Genomic DNA, 15224 nt, shown 5'->3' with positions numbered 1-15224 from the left:
TGGGTGGTGGGTTAGTGCAAATCGGCAACCTGTTTCACGGCCAGACGGGCAAATGCCTCGTCGCGGCAGCGAGCCGGGGAAAAGTGCTGGTAATTGAGTTGCAGCGCCGCCAGATCCGCCGGCATGGCGACACCCAGCGCAGCGTGGGCGCACAGCCGGGCAATGGCCGGCGCGGCCTGAATGCCGTAGCCACCGAGGGCGGCCAGCCAGATGAAGCTTTCTTCTTCGGGATCCTGGCCGAGCACCGGCGAGCGGTCGGCGACAAACGTGCGCAGGCCGGCCCATTTATTGATGATCGAGCGTGGGCGCAGGCGTGTGGTGTTCTGCAGGCGATCCATGGTGATCGCCAGATCCAGTTCTTCCGGCAACGCATCGCAGGGCAGAGAAGGGCTTTCGTCGCAGGGCGAAACGATCAGCCGTCCGGCCTCGGGCTTGATGAAAATGTCTTCGTCGACCGTGCCCAGATACGGCGTGTGGTGCACATCGCACTGCGGATCGACTGCCAGCACGGTACGCCGCAACGGTCGCACGCCGACCTTGGGCACGCCGCAGCGCTCGGCCAGTTCATCGGCCCAGGCACCGGCCGCGTTGACCACGATGGCGGCTTGCAGTTGCTGGCCGTCAGCGGTGTGCAGGGTCCAGTGCCCGGCGCGTCTTTCACCGCGCAGCACTTCGGTCTCGCGTTTGATCACGCCGCCCCGGGCGCGCAGGCCGCCGAGGTAGGCGCCATGGATACCGTGCACATCCAGATCGAAGGCGCTGGGCTCGTAGATTCCGGCGCTCCAGGCGCCTTCGGCGAGGTAGGGCACCAGTTCCAGCACCTGCTTGGCATCGAGGAACCTGGCGCTTGGCACTTGCGCCAGTACCGCATTGAACCGCGTGGCCAGTTTGTCCACCCGCGCAGCCTGAGCCACGATCAAGGCACCCCGAGGCGCCCACAGTGGGTGCTCAGCCAGACCTTCCGGCGGGTTTTCGAAGAAGCGCCGAGAGGCGCAGGTCAGCGAGCGGATCTGCTGATTGCCGTAGCTTTCCATCGAGATTGCCGCCGAACGGCCGGTGGTGTGATAGGCCAGTTGCTGTTCCTGTTCGAGCAGGCAGACGCTGCCATGAGCGGCCAGCTCATAAGCGGCCGAGACACCAGCAATGCCGCCGCCCACCACAATGAAATCGTAACGAGCGGTCATGGACGGCTGCCCTCGGCAATGGCGGCGGCTTTGCTTTCCCTGGTCCAGGTCAGCACGAAGTGAGCTACAAGGCCGAAGATCAAGCCCCAGAACGCGGCGGCCAGGCCGAGGAAGCTCATGCCGGAAGCCGTCACCAGGAAGGTGATCAAGGCGGCTTCGCGCTGTTTCTCGTCAGCCATGGCGCCAGTCAGGCCGGCGCTGATTGCGCCGAACAGGGCGAGGCCGGCGAGGGAGGCAATCAGTTCTTTGGGCAGGGCGGAAAACACCGACGCCAGGGTCGCGCCGAAGGTGCCCATCAGGATATAGAACACCCCGCAGGCGATCCCGGCGATGTAGCGCTTGTCACGGTCTTCGTGGGCTTCGCGGCCGGTGCAGATTGCGGCGGTGATGGCCGCCAGGTTGAAACCGTGGGAGGCGAACGGCGCCATCAGGACCGAGCCGATTGCAGTGACCGAAATGATCGAGCGGGCCGGGGTGTTGTAGCCCGAGGTGCGCAACACCGCCATGCCCGGCACGTATTGGCCGGTCAGAGTCACCAGTGCCAGCGGCAGGCCGATGTTGATGATCGCGTGCCAGCTCCATTCCGGGGCGATGAACACCGGTTGGGCCACGGCGATGGTGATCGAGCCGCTGTTGAGGGTGCCGAACGAGGCGGCGACGGCGCAGCCGACAATCAGCACCGACAGAATGGCGTAGCGCGGCGAGACGCGTTTGAAGATCAGGTACGCCGCGATCATCGACAGCACCAGCTCCGGCTGCAGCTTGATCGAGGTGAACAGCTCGGCGCCGAAGCGAAACAGAATGCCCGCGAGCATGGCGGCGGCGATGGCTTTGGGCAGACGGCTCATCAATTTGTCGAAGGCGCCGGACAGACCCACGATGGCAATGATCAGCGAGGCCACTATATAAGCGCCAATGGCCTGGGGCAGGGTGACGGTCGGCAGCATCGACACCAGCAACGCCGCGCCCGGGGTCGACCACGCCGTGATCACCGGGATCCGCAAACGCCAGCTCAACAGCAGACCGGTAATCCCGCTGCCAATGGAAATGGCCCAGATCCACGATGACACCACGTCGTTGGGCAGGTGCGATTCCTTGGCGGCCTGGAACACGATGATGAGCGGGCCGGCATAGGAAATGATCACGGCAATGAAGCCCGCAATGACGGCTGAGAGGGATAGGTCCTTTCTGATTGTGTCCATGATGTCTCGGCTTGGCGCGGCGGAGTCGCGCAGTGGTCAGGAGAATTGAGTCGATTGATTCGATTCGAGATGAGTGTATTTGAATGAATTGAGTTGATTCAATAGTCCGCCAGGTTGTTACGAGATGTTTTTTTGCTATCAGTCCCTGTTTTTCCGCTATTAGCAGATTAAGTATTTGATTAATAAGCCGATAAATTATTTAGCAATTATTTCATCGCCACGGTGCGTATCGATTCAATCGTGGCGTCAATCGACTCAATTGATCGATTGGGTTGATTTATTAGTTGCCTAACCTCCGTGTGATATGCTCGGATATTCATCATTTCTACGATGGGCAGTGATCATTCATGTGGGTTCCCCAGCTAAGCGAGTTCAGCCAGCCGATGTATTTGTCGATTGCCGATGCGTTGGCGCGCGATATCAGTAACGGCGTGTTGAACGAAGGCGATCGCCTGCCGACCCTGCGGGAGCTGGCCACCACCCTGAATGTCACGCCGGGCACGATCAGCCGGGCGTACAGCGAAGCCCATCGGCGGCGTCTGGTGCAGGGCGAGGTAGGGCGCGGGACGTATGTGCTGAGCCAGAGCCAGCTGGAACTGCCGGCGAGCAACAGTGCCGCGCCGCTGAATCTGGGGCAGTCGGAGCTGCTTGATCTGTCGATCATCAAGCCCTACAGCGAGACCCTGGAGTACTGGCTGCGCGGCGCGCTGGTGGGCATGGCCAAAAGCACGGATTTCGCCCGGGCCCTGGATTACGCACCGGACGGCGGTCATCCGGCTCATCGCGAGGCGGGCGCACAGTGGTTGCGTCATTCATTGCCCGACGCGCAATGGCAGCAAGTGGTGATCACCGCCGGCGCCCAGCATGGCCTGATGGTCGCGATGAGCGCCCTGACCAATGCCGGCGACCTGGTGCTCTGCGAAGAGCTTTGTTACCCCGGCATCATTTCCCTGGCCCATGGCCTCGAGCGCCGTTTGCGTGGCGTGGCCATGGACGACGAAGGGATCATTCCCGAAGCATTGCGCGAGCTGTGCCTGCGGGAGAAACCGGCGATGCTGGTGTGCGTGGCGACCTGTCAGAACCCGACGGCGTCGATCATGTCGCAAAAGCGTCGGGCGCAGATTGCGGCGCTGGCCGAGGAGTTCGACTTCATCATTCTCGACGATGACATCTACGGTTTTCTGGCCACCGATCCGTCGATCAAACCGCTGTCGGCGTTCGCGCCGGACCGTTCGGTGTACCTCACCAGTCTGTCCAAATCGGTCATGCCGGCGTTGCGTGTCGGCTATCTCTATAGCCCGCCGAAACTGCTGTCGCGCCTGACTTCGATGGTGCGCAGCAGCGTGTGGATGCCGTCGCCGCTGACCGCGCAATTGGCCAGCAATGTGATCACCGAGGGCCTGGACAAGAAACTGATCCGCATCCAGCGTAACGAGGCCGCCGGCCGTCAGGCGATTGCTCAGGAAATCTTCGCCGGTTTCGGACTCAAGACCCAGCCGTACTCGTACCACGTCTGGCTGACGCTGCCCGAACCCTGGACCGCCGACGAATTCACCATGCTCGCCCGGGCCAACGGCGTATTGGTGCTCAGTGGTACGCAGTTCCAGGCGGAACGCTCGGGGATCACCCGTTGCGTGCGGCTGGTGCTGATGTCGCCGACCAGTCAGGAAGAACTGCGCTTCGCCCTGACCAAACTGGCGAGCCTGATCGATTCGGATCCGCGGCGATATTACTGAGTCCTGGCGGGCAAAACCCCAAATCCCCATGTGCTCCATTCGTCCATTCATACGTCGCAGTTCTCACTGCCCGTTCCCGTATGTCTGGAGTGCTCTCGATGCCCGCGTTCAAAACCCTGCCCACTGCCTTGCTGGGGCTGGCCCTGGCCTGTCCGGCCCTGGCTGAAAGCCAGCGCCTGGAGTTGGGGCAGGTGCTGATCGGCGCCGAGGACCGGAGCGGGGAGGATGCGTCGGTTGAAGAGGCCGAGGCGCGGCTTGCGCAGGTGCCCGGCGGCACCAATGTGGTCGATATGCGCCGCCCGTTGCAGGGCCGGGTCGCGAGCAATCAGGACGTGTTGGCGTATCAGCCCGGTGTCTATGCCCAGTCGGCGGGCAACGAAGGGACGAAAATCTCGATCCGTGGCTCGGGCATCAACCGTGCTCCCGGCGCCCACGCGTCGGGGCTGTACACGATGCTCGACGGCCTGCCGCTGACCGGTCCCGGCGGCACGCCTTACGAATTACTGGAGCCGCTGTGGCTCGACCATGTGGAAGTACTGCGCGGTGCCAACGGTTTTGATCGTGGTGCGCTGGCCCTTGGCGGCGCCGTCGATTACGTCAGCCACACCGGCTATAACGCGCCGCTGTTGAATGTGCGTTACGTCATGGGCAGCCACGGCTATGCCCAGCGGCAAGTCAGCTCGGGTCAGGTGCTGGGCGACTTCGATTACTACCTGTCGATGACCGACGCGCATTCCGACGGTTATCAGGATCACACCGCCAGCAAGAGCCAGGGCGTGATCGCCAACTTCGGTTATCGCTTCAATCCGAATCTGGAAACCCGCTTCTACATCCGTCACCGCGAGACCGACAACGACCTCGCCGGGCGGGTGACCAAGCACTCCATCGAGCACGATCCGCGCGCGGCCAACCCGGCCTACGTGACGCGCAACGACAGCCGCGATCAGCCTGGCAGCACCTTCATCGGCAACAAGACCACGTACTACATCGATGACGATTCGAGCATCCAGACCGGTCTGGTCTATCACGATTATCCGATGGACTTGCGCGAAGGCCCCAACCGCCTGAAGGTCGCTTACACCGATGTCAGCGGCACGTTCGACTACAAGCGCCGCGACACGCTCTGGGGAATGGAGAGCAACAGCACCGTGGGCCTGCGAGTGACCAAACACCTGCCCAACGACGGTGCCAGCGAACGGGTGCGGATTCCCACCGGCAATACCGCCGGTTATGCGCCGGGCACGCACATGCGCAACTTCACTTATCAGGGTTCGGATTCTGTCCTGCACGTGGGCAACGACCTGGAAATCGCCGACAACCTGTGGCTGACCACCGGCCTCGCCGCGATCTACACCCGCCGCGAAAGCGCGGTGACCTACCCGGTAGGTGGCGGCAAGACCAGCCTCGGTGACTGGGATTACGCGCCACGTCTGGGCCTGCGTTATCAGGTGACGCCGGACCTGCAACTGTTCGGCAACCTGAGCCGCTCGGTCGAAGCGCCGCATCCGTGGTCGCTGATCTACAGCTCCAACGTACGCTTCCCGGCCGGCAGCGGCGCCGCCACCGGCACCCAGCGTGATCCGGTCAAACTGCAAAACCAGACCGCCACCACCCTGGAACTCGGCGGCCGAGGCGACAGCGCGCTCGGCGAATGGAGTCTGGCGTGGTACTACGCTCAGGTGCGACACGAATTGCTTTCGGTGTTGCCGGACGCCAACGCGACCACGCCTTACGAACTCAACGCCAGCCCGACCGTGCACCAAGGTGTCGAAGCCAGCCTGAACAGCAATCTGTGGTCAGCGAACGATGGCGGCAAGTTGAGCCTGCGTCAGGCCTACACCTTCAGCGATTTTCACTACCGCGACGACGACCGCTTCGGCGACAACCGCCTGCCGGGCTTGCCGATGCATTACTACCAGGGCGAACTGCGCTACGACTTCCCGCAGGGCTTCTTCGCGGCAGTCAACACGCAACTGGTCTCGAAAACGGCAGTGGATTACGCCAACAGCTACTACGCCGATCCTTACGCCACCTTCGGCGCCACGCTGGGCTACAACGCACCCAAGGGCGACTGGCAGACCTGGCTGGACATGCGCAACCTGACCGACAAGCACTACGCCGCTACCGTTACACCGGGCTATGACGATAAAGGACTGGACGCCGCACGCTCCACGCCGGGTGAGGGCATGGCGATGTATGTCGGGGTGTCGTGGAGTCTGCTTTGAGGGGCAGGGGCAGGGTTCACCTTGCAGAGTTGCATTGTCCTGCCACCTGAAAAACATTCTGGCGCTGCAAATGTATGCTCCCTTTATCAGCCTAAGGTTCCCATGTTCGACAGAAACGACTTTGACCAACTCACGCGACAACAACTGCTTTTTTGGCCCTGTCACAACGATTGTCCCGGTCTTTACTACCTGACGTATCCATCGAGCGCCTTCCTCGTCCCCTGCGGTCAGGAGTACATTCGAATCACCCGTGTGAGCAAATCGCATCATACGAACGGCTTGAATGTGTGGCTGAATGCCGAGTGGCACGAACGTCAACCAGGTGGGGATCACAGCTTCCCGGAATACGTTGGCGGCGCGCAGTTTGAACCGATTTCCGAAGAGGTTTTCAACCAGTTGGTGGCAGAACGGGCGGTCGAACTGATCGTGCCGCTCAAACAACCACTGCACGAGCCTTCCGGTTTCATCGGTGCGTTATTGATGTACTCGATGAAAACGGATTTCATCGTCTCGCTTTTCGCCGAATATGAAGACGAATTCGTTCATTTCTACTGGCATACATTGGCCTGAACATATCTGCTCGAAGAAACCGTTCGGTCACCGGACAGCCAAACCTTCGTCCAATTGCCCGATCCGGCACGCCGGCGTACTGTGACCGGTGATGGCGCAAACCGTGACCATCACCATAACGACAAGATCGAGTGCCTTGCCCATGGACAGCCGCCTGCTGAGCGACCGCAGCAGCGTGTTTCGCCACGCTGACCCGTATGCCGTCTCCGACTATGTGAACCAGCACGTCGGTCAGCATTTCATCGGACTGTCCAAAACCGCCCACCCGCAAGCCAGCCTCAACCACCGCAAACTCGCCGACCTCGATCTGTGCCGCATCAGCTATGGCGGCAGCGTTCGCGTCACGTCGCTGGCGCTGGAAACCGTGTATCACCTGCAAGTCCTGCTGCAAGGCAACTGCCTGTGGCGCGGGCACAAGCGCGAGCATCATCTGGTGCCGGGCGAATTGCTGTTGATCAACCCGGACGATCCGGTCGACCTGACCTATTCCGACGATTGCGAGAAATTCATCCTCAAAGTGCCGGTCAGCGTGCTGGAGTCGGTGTGCGACGAGCAGCGCTGGCTGCATCCTGCCGGGGGCATCCGTTTTCTGCGCAATCATTACCGGCTCGACGAACTGGAAGGGTTTACCAACCTGCTGGGCATGATCTGCCAGGAAGCCGAAGCCAGCGATCCGTTGCTGCGGGTGCAGGAGCATTACGCGCAGATCGTCGGCAGCAAACTGATCTCGCTGATGAACACCAACGTCAGCCGTGAATGTCTGAGTTCGCCGAGCGTCAGTTTCGAGCGGATCCTCGACTATGTAGAGCGCAACCTGAAGCTGGATCTGCCCGCCGAACACCTGGCGGCCCAGGCGAACATGAGCCCGCGCTCCCTGTACGCCCTGTTCGAACGCCAGCTCGGCGTGACCCCGATGCAGTACATCCGCCAGCGCAAGCTGGAACGCATTCATGCCTGTCTCAACGATCCGAGCTGCCCGGTGCGCAACCTCACCGAACTGGCGCTGGACTACGGCTTCCTGCACCTCGGGCGTTTCTCCGAAAGCTATCGCCAGCAGTTCGGCGAATTGCCGTCCGTGACCTTCAAACGCCGTCACTGAATTCCCGCCCCGAAACAATCTGAAGCACCTGCCGCGCCGTCCTGCACAAAACGGATAGCGCTCTGCAGGATTCGGATATTGCCGCCCGCGTTGCCTCCCTAATCTGACCTGGCCTGAACAATAACAATGGAGGCCCCGGCCATGTCCCTGGGAATCGACTACCTCAATGCCATGCTTGAAGAGGACCCCGAAAAGGGTGCCTACCGCTGCAAGCGGGAGATGTTTACCGATCCGCGGCTGTTCGAACTGGAGATGGCGCACATCTTCGAAGGCAACTGGATCTACCTCGCCCACGAAAGCCAGATCCCCAACGCCAACGATTTTCTGACCCTCACCATGGGTCGCCAGCCCGTGTTCATCGCCCGCAACAAGGCCGGTGAACTCAATGCCTTTCTCAATGCGTGCAGCCATCGCGGCGCCATGCTCTGCCGGCACAAATCCGGCAACCGTTCCAGCTATACCTGCCCGTTCCACGGCTGGACGTTCAACAACAGCGGCAAACTGCTCAAGGTCAAAGACCCGAGCGAGGCCGGCTATCCCGAAGGCTTCAACTGCGAAGGCTCCCACGACCTGACCAAAGTCGCGCGTTTCGAGTCCTATCGCGGCTTTCTGTTCGGCAGCCTGAATGCCGATGTGAAATCTCTCGCCGAGCATCTGGGCGAGTCGGCCAAGATCATCGACATGATCGTCGATCAGTCCCCCGAAGGCCTGGAAGTGCTGCGCGGTTCCAGCTCCTACATTTATGAAGGCAACTGGAAACTCACCGCCGAAAATGGCGCCGACGGCTATCACGTCAGCTCCGTGCACTGGAACTACGCCGCCACCCAGAACCAGCGTCAGCAGCGCGATGCCGGCGAAGAAATCAAGACCATGAGCGCCGGCAGCTGGGCGAAGAAGGGCGGCGGTTTCTACTCGTTCGACCACGGCCACTTGCTGCTCTGGACCCGCTGGGCCAACCCCGAGGATCGTCCGGCCTACGAGCGACGCGATGAACTGGCCCGGGACTTCGGCCAGGCCCGCGCCGACTGGATGATCGAGAACTCGCGCAACCTGTGCCTGTACCCCAACGTGTACCTGATGGATCAGTTCAGCTCGCAGATCCGCATCGCCCGGCCGATCTCTGTCGACAAGACCGAGATCACCATCTACTGCATCGCCCCCAAAGGCGAAAGCGCGGAGGCCCGGGCCAAACGCATTCGCCAATACGAAGACTTCTTCAACGTCAGCGGCATGGCCACCCCGGATGACCTCGAAGAATTCCGCTCATGCCAGACCGGGTACGGCGCCGGGCGCGGCTGGAACGACATGTCCCGTGGCGCGACCCATTGGGTCGAAGGCGCGGACGCGGCGGCCGAGGAAATCGACCTCAAACCCTTGTTGTCCGGCATGCGTACCGAAGACGAAGGCCTGTTCGTGCTGCAACACAAGTACTGGCAGGAAACCATGCTCAAGGCCGCCGTCAGCGATAAAAACCTGATCCCCGTGGAGGCCGTGTGATGAGCAACCTCTACGACACCGTGCGCGATTTCCTCTACCGCGAAGCGCGCTATCTGGATGACGGCCAGTGGGATCAGTGGCTGGAACTCTACGCCGCCGACGCCAGTTTCTGGATGCCGGCCTGGGACGACCACGACACCCTGACCGAAGACCCGCAAAGCGAAATCTCGCTGATCTGGTACGGCAACCGTGGCGGCCTCGAAGACCGGGTGTTCCGGATCAAGACCGAGCGCTCCAGCGCAACCATTCCCGACACCCGCACCTCGCACAACCTCAGCAACATCGAGATCGTCGAGCAGGGCGAAGGGCAATGCCGGGTGCGCTTCAACTGGCACACCCTGAGCTTTCGCTATCAGGTCACCGACAGTTACTTCGGCACGAGTTTCTACACCCTTGACCTGCGCGGCGAACAGCCGTTGATCAAGGCCAAGAAAGTGGTGCTGAAGAACGATTACGTCCGTCAGGTCATCGACATCTACCACATCTGATCGAGACGGCGGCGAGCCGGGCTCGACGCTGTGAGCGAGGTGCACCATGAGTTTCCAGATCGCACTGAATTTCGAAGACGGGGTCACCCGTTTCATCGAGGCCTCGGGCCAAGAAACCGTTGCTGACGCGGCATATCGCCAGGGCATCAACATCCCGCTGGACTGCCGCGATGGCGCCTGCGGCACCTGCAAATGTTTCGCCGAGGCCGGGCGTTTCGACATGGGTGACAACTTCATCGAAGACGCCTTGAGTGAAGACGAGCTGGCCCAGGGTTACGTCCTGACCTGCCAGATGCGCGCCGAAAGCGATTGCGTGGTGCGGGTGCCGGTGGGCTCGCAGGTGTGCAAGACCGAACAGGCGAGTTATCAGGCGTCGATCAGCGATGTTCGTCAGCTCTCCGAGAGCACCATTGCGCTGTCGCTCAAGGGTGAATCCCTGAGCAAACTGGCGTTCCTGCCGGGGCAGTACGTCAACCTGCAAGTACCGGGCAGCGAGCAATCCCGCGCCTATTCCTTCAGCTCGCTGCAGAAGAACGGCGAGGTCAGTTTCCTGATCCGCAATGTTCCCGGCGGCTTGATGAGCAGCTTCCTCACCGGGCTGGCCAAGGCTGGCGACAGCCTGAATCTGGCCGGGCCGCTGGGCAGTTTTTACCTGCGCGAGATCAAGCGTCCGCTGCTTTTGTTAGCAGGCGGCACCGGGCTGGCGCCGTTCACGGCGATGCTGGAGATGCTCGCCGAGCAGGGCAGCGAGCATCCGGTTCACCTGATCTACGGCGTGACCAACGATTTCGATCTGGTGGAACTCGACCGCCTCGAAGCCTTCGCCGCGCGCATTCCGAATTTCAGCTTCGGCGCCTGCGTGGCCAATCCGCAGAGCCAGCACCCGCTCAAGGGCTACGTCACCCAGCACATCGAGCCGTGCCACCTCAATGAAGGTGATGTCGACGTGTACCTGTGCGGTCCGCCGCCGATGGTCGAGGCGGTCAGTCAGTACATCCGCGAGCAGGGCATCACGCCGGCGAACTTCTACTACGAGAAATTCGCGGCGGCCTGAGTCTTCTTTTTGAATTGCGAGGTTGTCATGAACAACAGATTCGCCAACAAGGTCGCGCTGGTCACCGGCGCGGCGCAGGGCATCGGTCGCCGGGTGTGTGAGCGATTGCTGGAGGAGGGCGCGCAGGTCATTGCCGTCGACCGCTCCGAACTGGTTCACGAGCTGCAAGGCGAGGGTGTGCTGTCGCTGACCGCTGACCTTGAGCAATACGCCGATTGCGCCCGGGTGATGAGCGCCGCCGTCGATACGTTCGGGCGCTTGGATGTGCTGGTCAACAACGTCGGCGGCACCATTTGGGCCAAGCCGTTCGAACACTACGAAATCGAGCAGATCGAGGCCGAAGTGCGCCGTTCGTTGTTCCCGACGCTGTGGTGCTGTCACGCCGCATTGCCGTACATGCTCAAGCAGGGGCGCGGCGCGATCGTCAATGTGTCGTCGATTGCGACCCGCAGCCTGAACCGCGTTCCGTATGGCGCGGCGAAGGGCGGCATCAACGCGCTGACCGCCTGCCTGGCCTTTGAAAACGCCGAGCGCGGGATCCGGGTCAACGCCACCGCACCCGGCGGCACCGAAGCGCCGCCCCGGCGCATCCCGCGCAACACCGCCGAACAGTCCGCGCAGGAGCAGGCCTGGTATCAGGAAATCGTCGCGCAAACCCTCGATAGCAGCCTGATGAAACGCTACGGAACCATTGACGAACAGGTCGGCGCGATCCTGTTTCTCGCCTCGGACGACGCCTCCTACATCACCGGCGTGACCCTGCCGGTCGGTGGCGGTGACCTCGGTTGATCACGCTTGAATGGACACTGAAATGAACCGGATCCTGATTGAAAACCTGTCGGCGATCATCGTCGACTTGCCGACCATTCGCCCGCACAAACTGGCGATGCACACGATGCAGAACCAGACGCTGGTGATCCTGCGCCTGCGTTGCAGCGACGGTATCGAAGGCATTGGCGAAGCCACCACCATCGGCGGCCTGGCCTACGGCTATGAAAGCCCGGAAAGCATCAAGGCCAACATCGACGCGCACCTGGCACCGGCGCTGATCGGCCTGGGCGCGGACAACATCAACGCCGCGATGCAGAGGCTCGACAAGATTGCCAAGGGCAACACCTTCGCCAAGTCCGGCATCGAGAGCGCATTGCTCGACGCCCAAGGCAAACGCCTCAGCCTGCCCGTGAGCGAACTGCTCGGTGGCCGGGTCCGCGACAGCCTCGAAGTGGCCTGGACCCTGGCCAGCGGCGACACCGCCCGCGACATCGCCGAAGCCGAGCAAATGCTGGAAGCGCGGCGGCACCGGATCTTCAAACTGAAGATCGGCGCCAACCCGCTGGAGCAAGATCTGAAACACGTGGTGGCGATCAAAAAAGCCCTGGGCGAGCGCGCCAGTGTGCGGGTCGACGTCAACCAGTACTGGGACGAATCCCAGGCGATTCGCGGCTGTCATGTGCTCGGCGACAATGGTATCGACCTGATCGAGCAGCCGATCTCGCGGGTCAATCGTTCCGGGCAGATTCGCCTGAACCAGCGCAGCCCGGCGCCGATCATGGCCGATGAATCCATTGAAAGCGTCGAGGACGCGTTCAGTCTCGCCGCCGACGGCGCCGCCAGCGTATTCGCCCTGAAAATCGCCAAGAACGGCGGCCCGCGCGCCGTGTTGCGCACCGCGCAAATCGCCGAAGCCGCCGGCATCGCCCTGTACGGCGGCACCATGCTCGAAGGCTCCGTCGGCACTCTGGCCTCGGCCCATGCGTTCCTCACGCTCAGGCAACTGACCTGGGACACCGAGCTGTTCGGCCCGCTGTTGCTGACCGAAGACATCGTCACCGAGCGCCCGCAGTACCGCGACTTCCACCTGCACATTCCACGCACCCCGGGCCTGGGCCTGACGCTGGATGAAGAGCGCCTGGCGCGTTTTCGCCGGCACTGATTCCCCAAGGAGAACGCCATGTTGTTCCACGTAAAAATGACCGTGAAATTGCCCGCCGACATGGACCCGGCCGTTGCCACAAAGCTCAAGGCCGACGAGAAGGAACTCGCCCAGCGCCTGCAACGCGAAGGACAGTGGCGCCACCTCTGGCGCATCGCCGGGCACTACGCCAATTACAGCGTGTTCGACGTGCCCAGCGTCGAAGCGCTGCACGACACCCTGATGCTGTTGCCGCTGTTTCCCTACATGGAGATCGAGATCGACGGCCTCTGCCGCCACCCCTCGTCGATCCACGCCGACGACCGCTGAGCCCGGACTCGACCCCACAACAACAAGATGAGGTGAACACCATGACCGTGAAGATTGCCCACACTGCCGAACTGCAAAAATTCTTCGAAGAAGCCGCCGGTTTCGCCAACGATGGCGGCAGCTCGCGCTTGAAAACCATCGTCCTGCGAGTGTTGCAGGACACCGCCCGGATCATCGAAGACCTTGAGATCAGCGAAGACGAATTCTGGAAAGCCGTCGATTACCTCAATCGCCTGGGTGGCCGCTCGGAAGCCGGGTTGCTGGTGGCCGGCCTCGGCCTTGAGCATTTCCTCGACCTGCTGCAAGACGCCAAGGATGCGCAGATCGGCTTGACCGGCGGCACGCCGCGCACCATCGAGGGCCCGTTGTACGTGGCCGGCGCGCCGTTGTACGAAGGTGAATGCCGGATGGACGACGGCAGCGAGGAGGGCGTCGCCACGCTGATGTTGCTCGAAGGCCAGGTGTTCGATCCGCAGGGTCAACCGCTCGCTGGCGCCACGGTCGACCTGTGGCACGCCAACACCAAGGGCACGTACTCGTTCTTCGACCAGAGCCAGTCCGAATACAACCTGCGCCGCCGGATCATCACCGACGCCGAAGGCCGCTACCGCGCCCGCAGCATCGTGCCCTCCGGTTATGGCTGCGACCCGCAAGGCCCGACCCAGGAATGCCTCGACCTGCTCGGTCGCCACGGCCAGCGCCCGGCTCATATTCACTTCTTCATTTGCGCACCGGGGCATCGGCACCTGACGACGCAGATCAATCTGTCGGGGGACAAATACCTGTGGGATGACTTTGCGTATGCGACCCGTGAAGGGTTGGTCGGGGAGGTCGAGTTTCTGGAGGATGCAGCGGGACGTCGAGCCGAATTGAAGTTCGACTTCCAGTTGCAGCAGGCGCCGGATGCGGCGGCGCAGCAGCGCAGTCAACGTCCACGGGCGTTGCAGGAAGCCTGATTTCAAAGCTCTGATCGGATTGGCTGAACTGCGCAAAAAGTTGCGCAGTAGTCCGTCATAAAACCACGGTAAAAAACGCTGGAGGTCTTGCCGATCAAGGCCTCCAGCCAAGTGCGCAAGAAGTTGCACAGCACTGCGCAACTTCTTGCGCACTTTTTCGCTGTTTCCTACAGAAAAAATCGAAAAAATCCCACGCGGACTTGGTAAACCCTTGATGGGTAATGGCCATGTGATAGCTGGCACGACTTTTGATAACTCCTTCGCCACCTGGGCAGGCAATCACGCCGTCCGGTCCTGTCTTTTGAGCAAGGAGCACACCCCATGGCAACACCAGCGTACATGTCGGTTACCGGCGAAAAACAAGGCCTGATCACTGCCGGCGCTTTCACCGCCGACTCCGTTGGCAACACCTACCAGGAAGGTCATGAAGACCAGGTCATGGTTCAGGCGTTCACCCACGACGTGATCATCCCGCGTGACCCGCAATCCGGTCAGCCAACCGGTCAGCGCGTGCACAAGCCAGTCGTGATCACCAAGGTCTACGACAAGGCTTCGCCGCTGCTGCAAGCCGCTCTGACTTCCGGCGAGCGCATGAGCGAAATCGTTATCCAGTGGTACCGCACTTCGGCTCAAGGTACCCAAGAGCACTACTACACCACCAAACTGGAAGACGCGATTATCGTCGCCATCAACAACAAGATGCACAACTGCCAGGATCCATCGAACGCCCACTTCACCCACCTGGAAGAAGTGCAGTTCACCTACCGCAAAATCACCTGGACCCACGAAGTCTCCGGTACTTCGGGTTCCGATGACTGGCGTGCTCCAGTCGTTTAATCGCAGCTGATGGTTGTACCGTCTCGGCCAGCGCTGCTGGCCGAGATCATGAGTTTTTAAAGATTTTTTCCGCCAGATCCTTAGCGATCTGACGGCGTCGCAGCACTGTGCGAGGGACAAGGGAATGTTCTCAC

14 protein-coding genes are annotated in these 15224 nt (G+C 61.5%); 12 read left to right on the top strand and 2 right to left on the bottom strand.

Translation table 11 applies throughout. The features are described from left to right. Positions 1-11 precede the first annotated feature (11 nt). Both PMI24_RS22710 and PMI24_RS22705 read right to left on the bottom strand, forming a co-directional pair. Positions 12-1184, bottom strand: coding sequence for an NAD(P)/FAD-dependent oxidoreductase (locus PMI24_RS22710; RefSeq protein ID WP_007958110.1), 1173 nt, complete (start codon positions 1182-1184; stop codon positions 12-14). Next, on the bottom strand, positions 1181-2386 hold the full coding sequence (locus PMI24_RS22705) for a benzoate/H(+) symporter BenE family transporter (RefSeq protein WP_007958107.1): 1206 nt from the start codon (positions 2384-2386) through the stop codon (positions 1181-1183). The genes PMI24_RS22710 and PMI24_RS22705 overlap by 4 nt, the downstream gene beginning before the upstream one ends. Positions 2387-2733: 347 nt before the next feature. Here PMI24_RS22705 and PMI24_RS22700 point away from each other — a divergent pair, with 347 nt between their 5' ends. From PMI24_RS22700 to PMI24_RS22645, 12 genes are all read left to right on the top strand, one after another. Continuing rightward, positions 2734-4122: an aminotransferase-like domain-containing protein gene (locus PMI24_RS22700; RefSeq protein ID WP_007958105.1), complete on the top strand. Its 1389-nt coding sequence runs from the start codon at positions 2734-2736 to the stop codon at positions 4120-4122. Between the two features lie 98 nt (positions 4123-4220). Continuing rightward, positions 4221-6347 carry a TonB-dependent receptor family protein gene (locus PMI24_RS22695; RefSeq protein WP_007958102.1) on the top strand — a complete coding sequence of 709 codons (2127 nt, stop codon included), beginning with the start codon at positions 4221-4223 and terminating at the stop codon, positions 6345-6347. Positions 6348-6449: 102 nt separating this feature from the next. Beyond that, the gene (locus tag PMI24_RS22690; protein ID WP_007958101.1) at positions 6450-6917 is read left to right on the top strand and encodes a hypothetical protein; all 468 of its coding nucleotides are present in this window, start codon (positions 6450-6452) and stop codon (positions 6915-6917) included. Positions 6918-7059: 142 nt separating this feature from the next. Beyond that, entirely contained in the window at positions 7060-8016 is a 957-nt protein-coding gene (locus tag PMI24_RS22685) for an AraC family transcriptional regulator (RefSeq protein ID WP_007958100.1), read from the top strand. Positions 8017-8157: 141 nt separating this feature from the next. Next, positions 8158-9513, top strand: coding sequence for a benzoate 1,2-dioxygenase large subunit (benA, locus tag PMI24_RS22680; protein ID WP_007958099.1), 1356 nt, complete (start codon positions 8158-8160; stop codon positions 9511-9513). After that, a complete protein-coding gene (gene benB / locus PMI24_RS22675; protein ID WP_007958097.1) occupies positions 9513-10001 on the top strand; it encodes a benzoate 1,2-dioxygenase small subunit in 489 nt (162 codons plus the stop codon). Before benA ends, benB begins: the two co-directional genes overlap by 1 nt. A gap of 46 nt (positions 10002-10047) precedes the next feature. Then, positions 10048-11055, top strand: a complete 1008-nt coding sequence (gene benC, locus PMI24_RS22670) for a benzoate 1,2-dioxygenase electron transfer component BenC (RefSeq protein WP_007958081.1) — start codon at positions 10048-10050, stop codon at positions 11053-11055. Between the two features lie 27 nt (positions 11056-11082). Next, complete coding sequence (locus tag PMI24_RS22665) at positions 11083-11844, top strand: 1,6-dihydroxycyclohexa-2,4-diene-1-carboxylate dehydrogenase (RefSeq protein WP_007958080.1); 762 nt, start codon at positions 11083-11085, stop codon at positions 11842-11844. A gap of 22 nt (positions 11845-11866) precedes the next feature. After that, positions 11867-12988 (top strand): muconate cycloisomerase family protein, encoded by a 1122-nt coding sequence (locus tag PMI24_RS22660; protein ID WP_007958079.1) that lies wholly within the window; start codon positions 11867-11869, stop codon positions 12986-12988. Between the two features lie 18 nt (positions 12989-13006). Next, positions 13007-13297 carry a muconolactone Delta-isomerase gene (gene catC / locus PMI24_RS22655; protein ID WP_007958078.1) on the top strand — a complete coding sequence of 97 codons (291 nt, stop codon included), beginning with the start codon at positions 13007-13009 and terminating at the stop codon, positions 13295-13297. A gap of 41 nt (positions 13298-13338) precedes the next feature. Further along, positions 13339-14253, top strand: a complete 915-nt coding sequence (gene catA, locus PMI24_RS22650) for a catechol 1,2-dioxygenase (RefSeq protein WP_007958077.1) — start codon at positions 13339-13341, stop codon at positions 14251-14253. A 321-nt stretch (positions 14254-14574) separates the two neighbouring features. Then, complete coding sequence (locus PMI24_RS22645; protein ID WP_007958075.1) at positions 14575-15090, top strand: Hcp family type VI secretion system effector; 516 nt, start codon at positions 14575-14577, stop codon at positions 15088-15090. Positions 15091-15224: the final 134 nt, after the last annotated feature.

The organism is Pseudomonas sp. GM25 (genome assembly GCF_000282255.1).
Taxonomy (GTDB): Bacteria; Pseudomonadota; Gammaproteobacteria; order Pseudomonadales; family Pseudomonadaceae; genus Aquipseudomonas; species Aquipseudomonas aphyarum.
This window is presented reverse-complemented; position numbering and strand designations above follow the sequence as displayed.

What these genes read in the sequence shown, in the direction of transcription:
- PMI24_RS22710 (WP_007958110.1), bottom strand. Translation starts at nt 1,184, where the DNA reads ATGACCGCTCGTTACGATTTCATTGTGGTGGGCGGCGGCATTGCTGGT.
- PMI24_RS22705 (WP_007958107.1), bottom strand. Translation starts at nt 2,386, where the DNA reads ATGGACACAATCAGAAAGGACCTATCCCTCTCAGCCGTCATTGCGGGC.
- PMI24_RS22700 (WP_007958105.1), top strand. Translation starts at nt 2,734, where the DNA reads ATGTGGGTTCCCCAGCTAAGCGAGTTCAGCCAGCCGATGTATTTGTCG.
- PMI24_RS22695 (WP_007958102.1), top strand. Translation starts at nt 4,221, where the DNA reads ATGCCCGCGTTCAAAACCCTGCCCACTGCCTTGCTGGGGCTGGCCCTG.
- PMI24_RS22690 (WP_007958101.1), top strand. Translation starts at nt 6,450, where the DNA reads ATGTTCGACAGAAACGACTTTGACCAACTCACGCGACAACAACTGCTT.
- PMI24_RS22685 (WP_007958100.1), top strand. Translation starts at nt 7,060, where the DNA reads ATGGACAGCCGCCTGCTGAGCGACCGCAGCAGCGTGTTTCGCCACGCT.
- benA (WP_007958099.1), top strand. Translation starts at nt 8,158, where the DNA reads ATGTCCCTGGGAATCGACTACCTCAATGCCATGCTTGAAGAGGACCCC.
- benB (WP_007958097.1), top strand. Translation starts at nt 9,513, where the DNA reads ATGAGCAACCTCTACGACACCGTGCGCGATTTCCTCTACCGCGAAGCG.
- benC (WP_007958081.1), top strand. Translation starts at nt 10,048, where the DNA reads ATGAGTTTCCAGATCGCACTGAATTTCGAAGACGGGGTCACCCGTTTC.
- PMI24_RS22665 (WP_007958080.1), top strand. Translation starts at nt 11,083, where the DNA reads ATGAACAACAGATTCGCCAACAAGGTCGCGCTGGTCACCGGCGCGGCG.
- PMI24_RS22660 (WP_007958079.1), top strand. Translation starts at nt 11,867, where the DNA reads ATGAACCGGATCCTGATTGAAAACCTGTCGGCGATCATCGTCGACTTG.
- catC (WP_007958078.1), top strand. Translation starts at nt 13,007, where the DNA reads ATGTTGTTCCACGTAAAAATGACCGTGAAATTGCCCGCCGACATGGAC.
- catA (WP_007958077.1), top strand. Translation starts at nt 13,339, where the DNA reads ATGACCGTGAAGATTGCCCACACTGCCGAACTGCAAAAATTCTTCGAA.
- PMI24_RS22645 (WP_007958075.1), top strand. Translation starts at nt 14,575, where the DNA reads ATGGCAACACCAGCGTACATGTCGGTTACCGGCGAAAAACAAGGCCTG.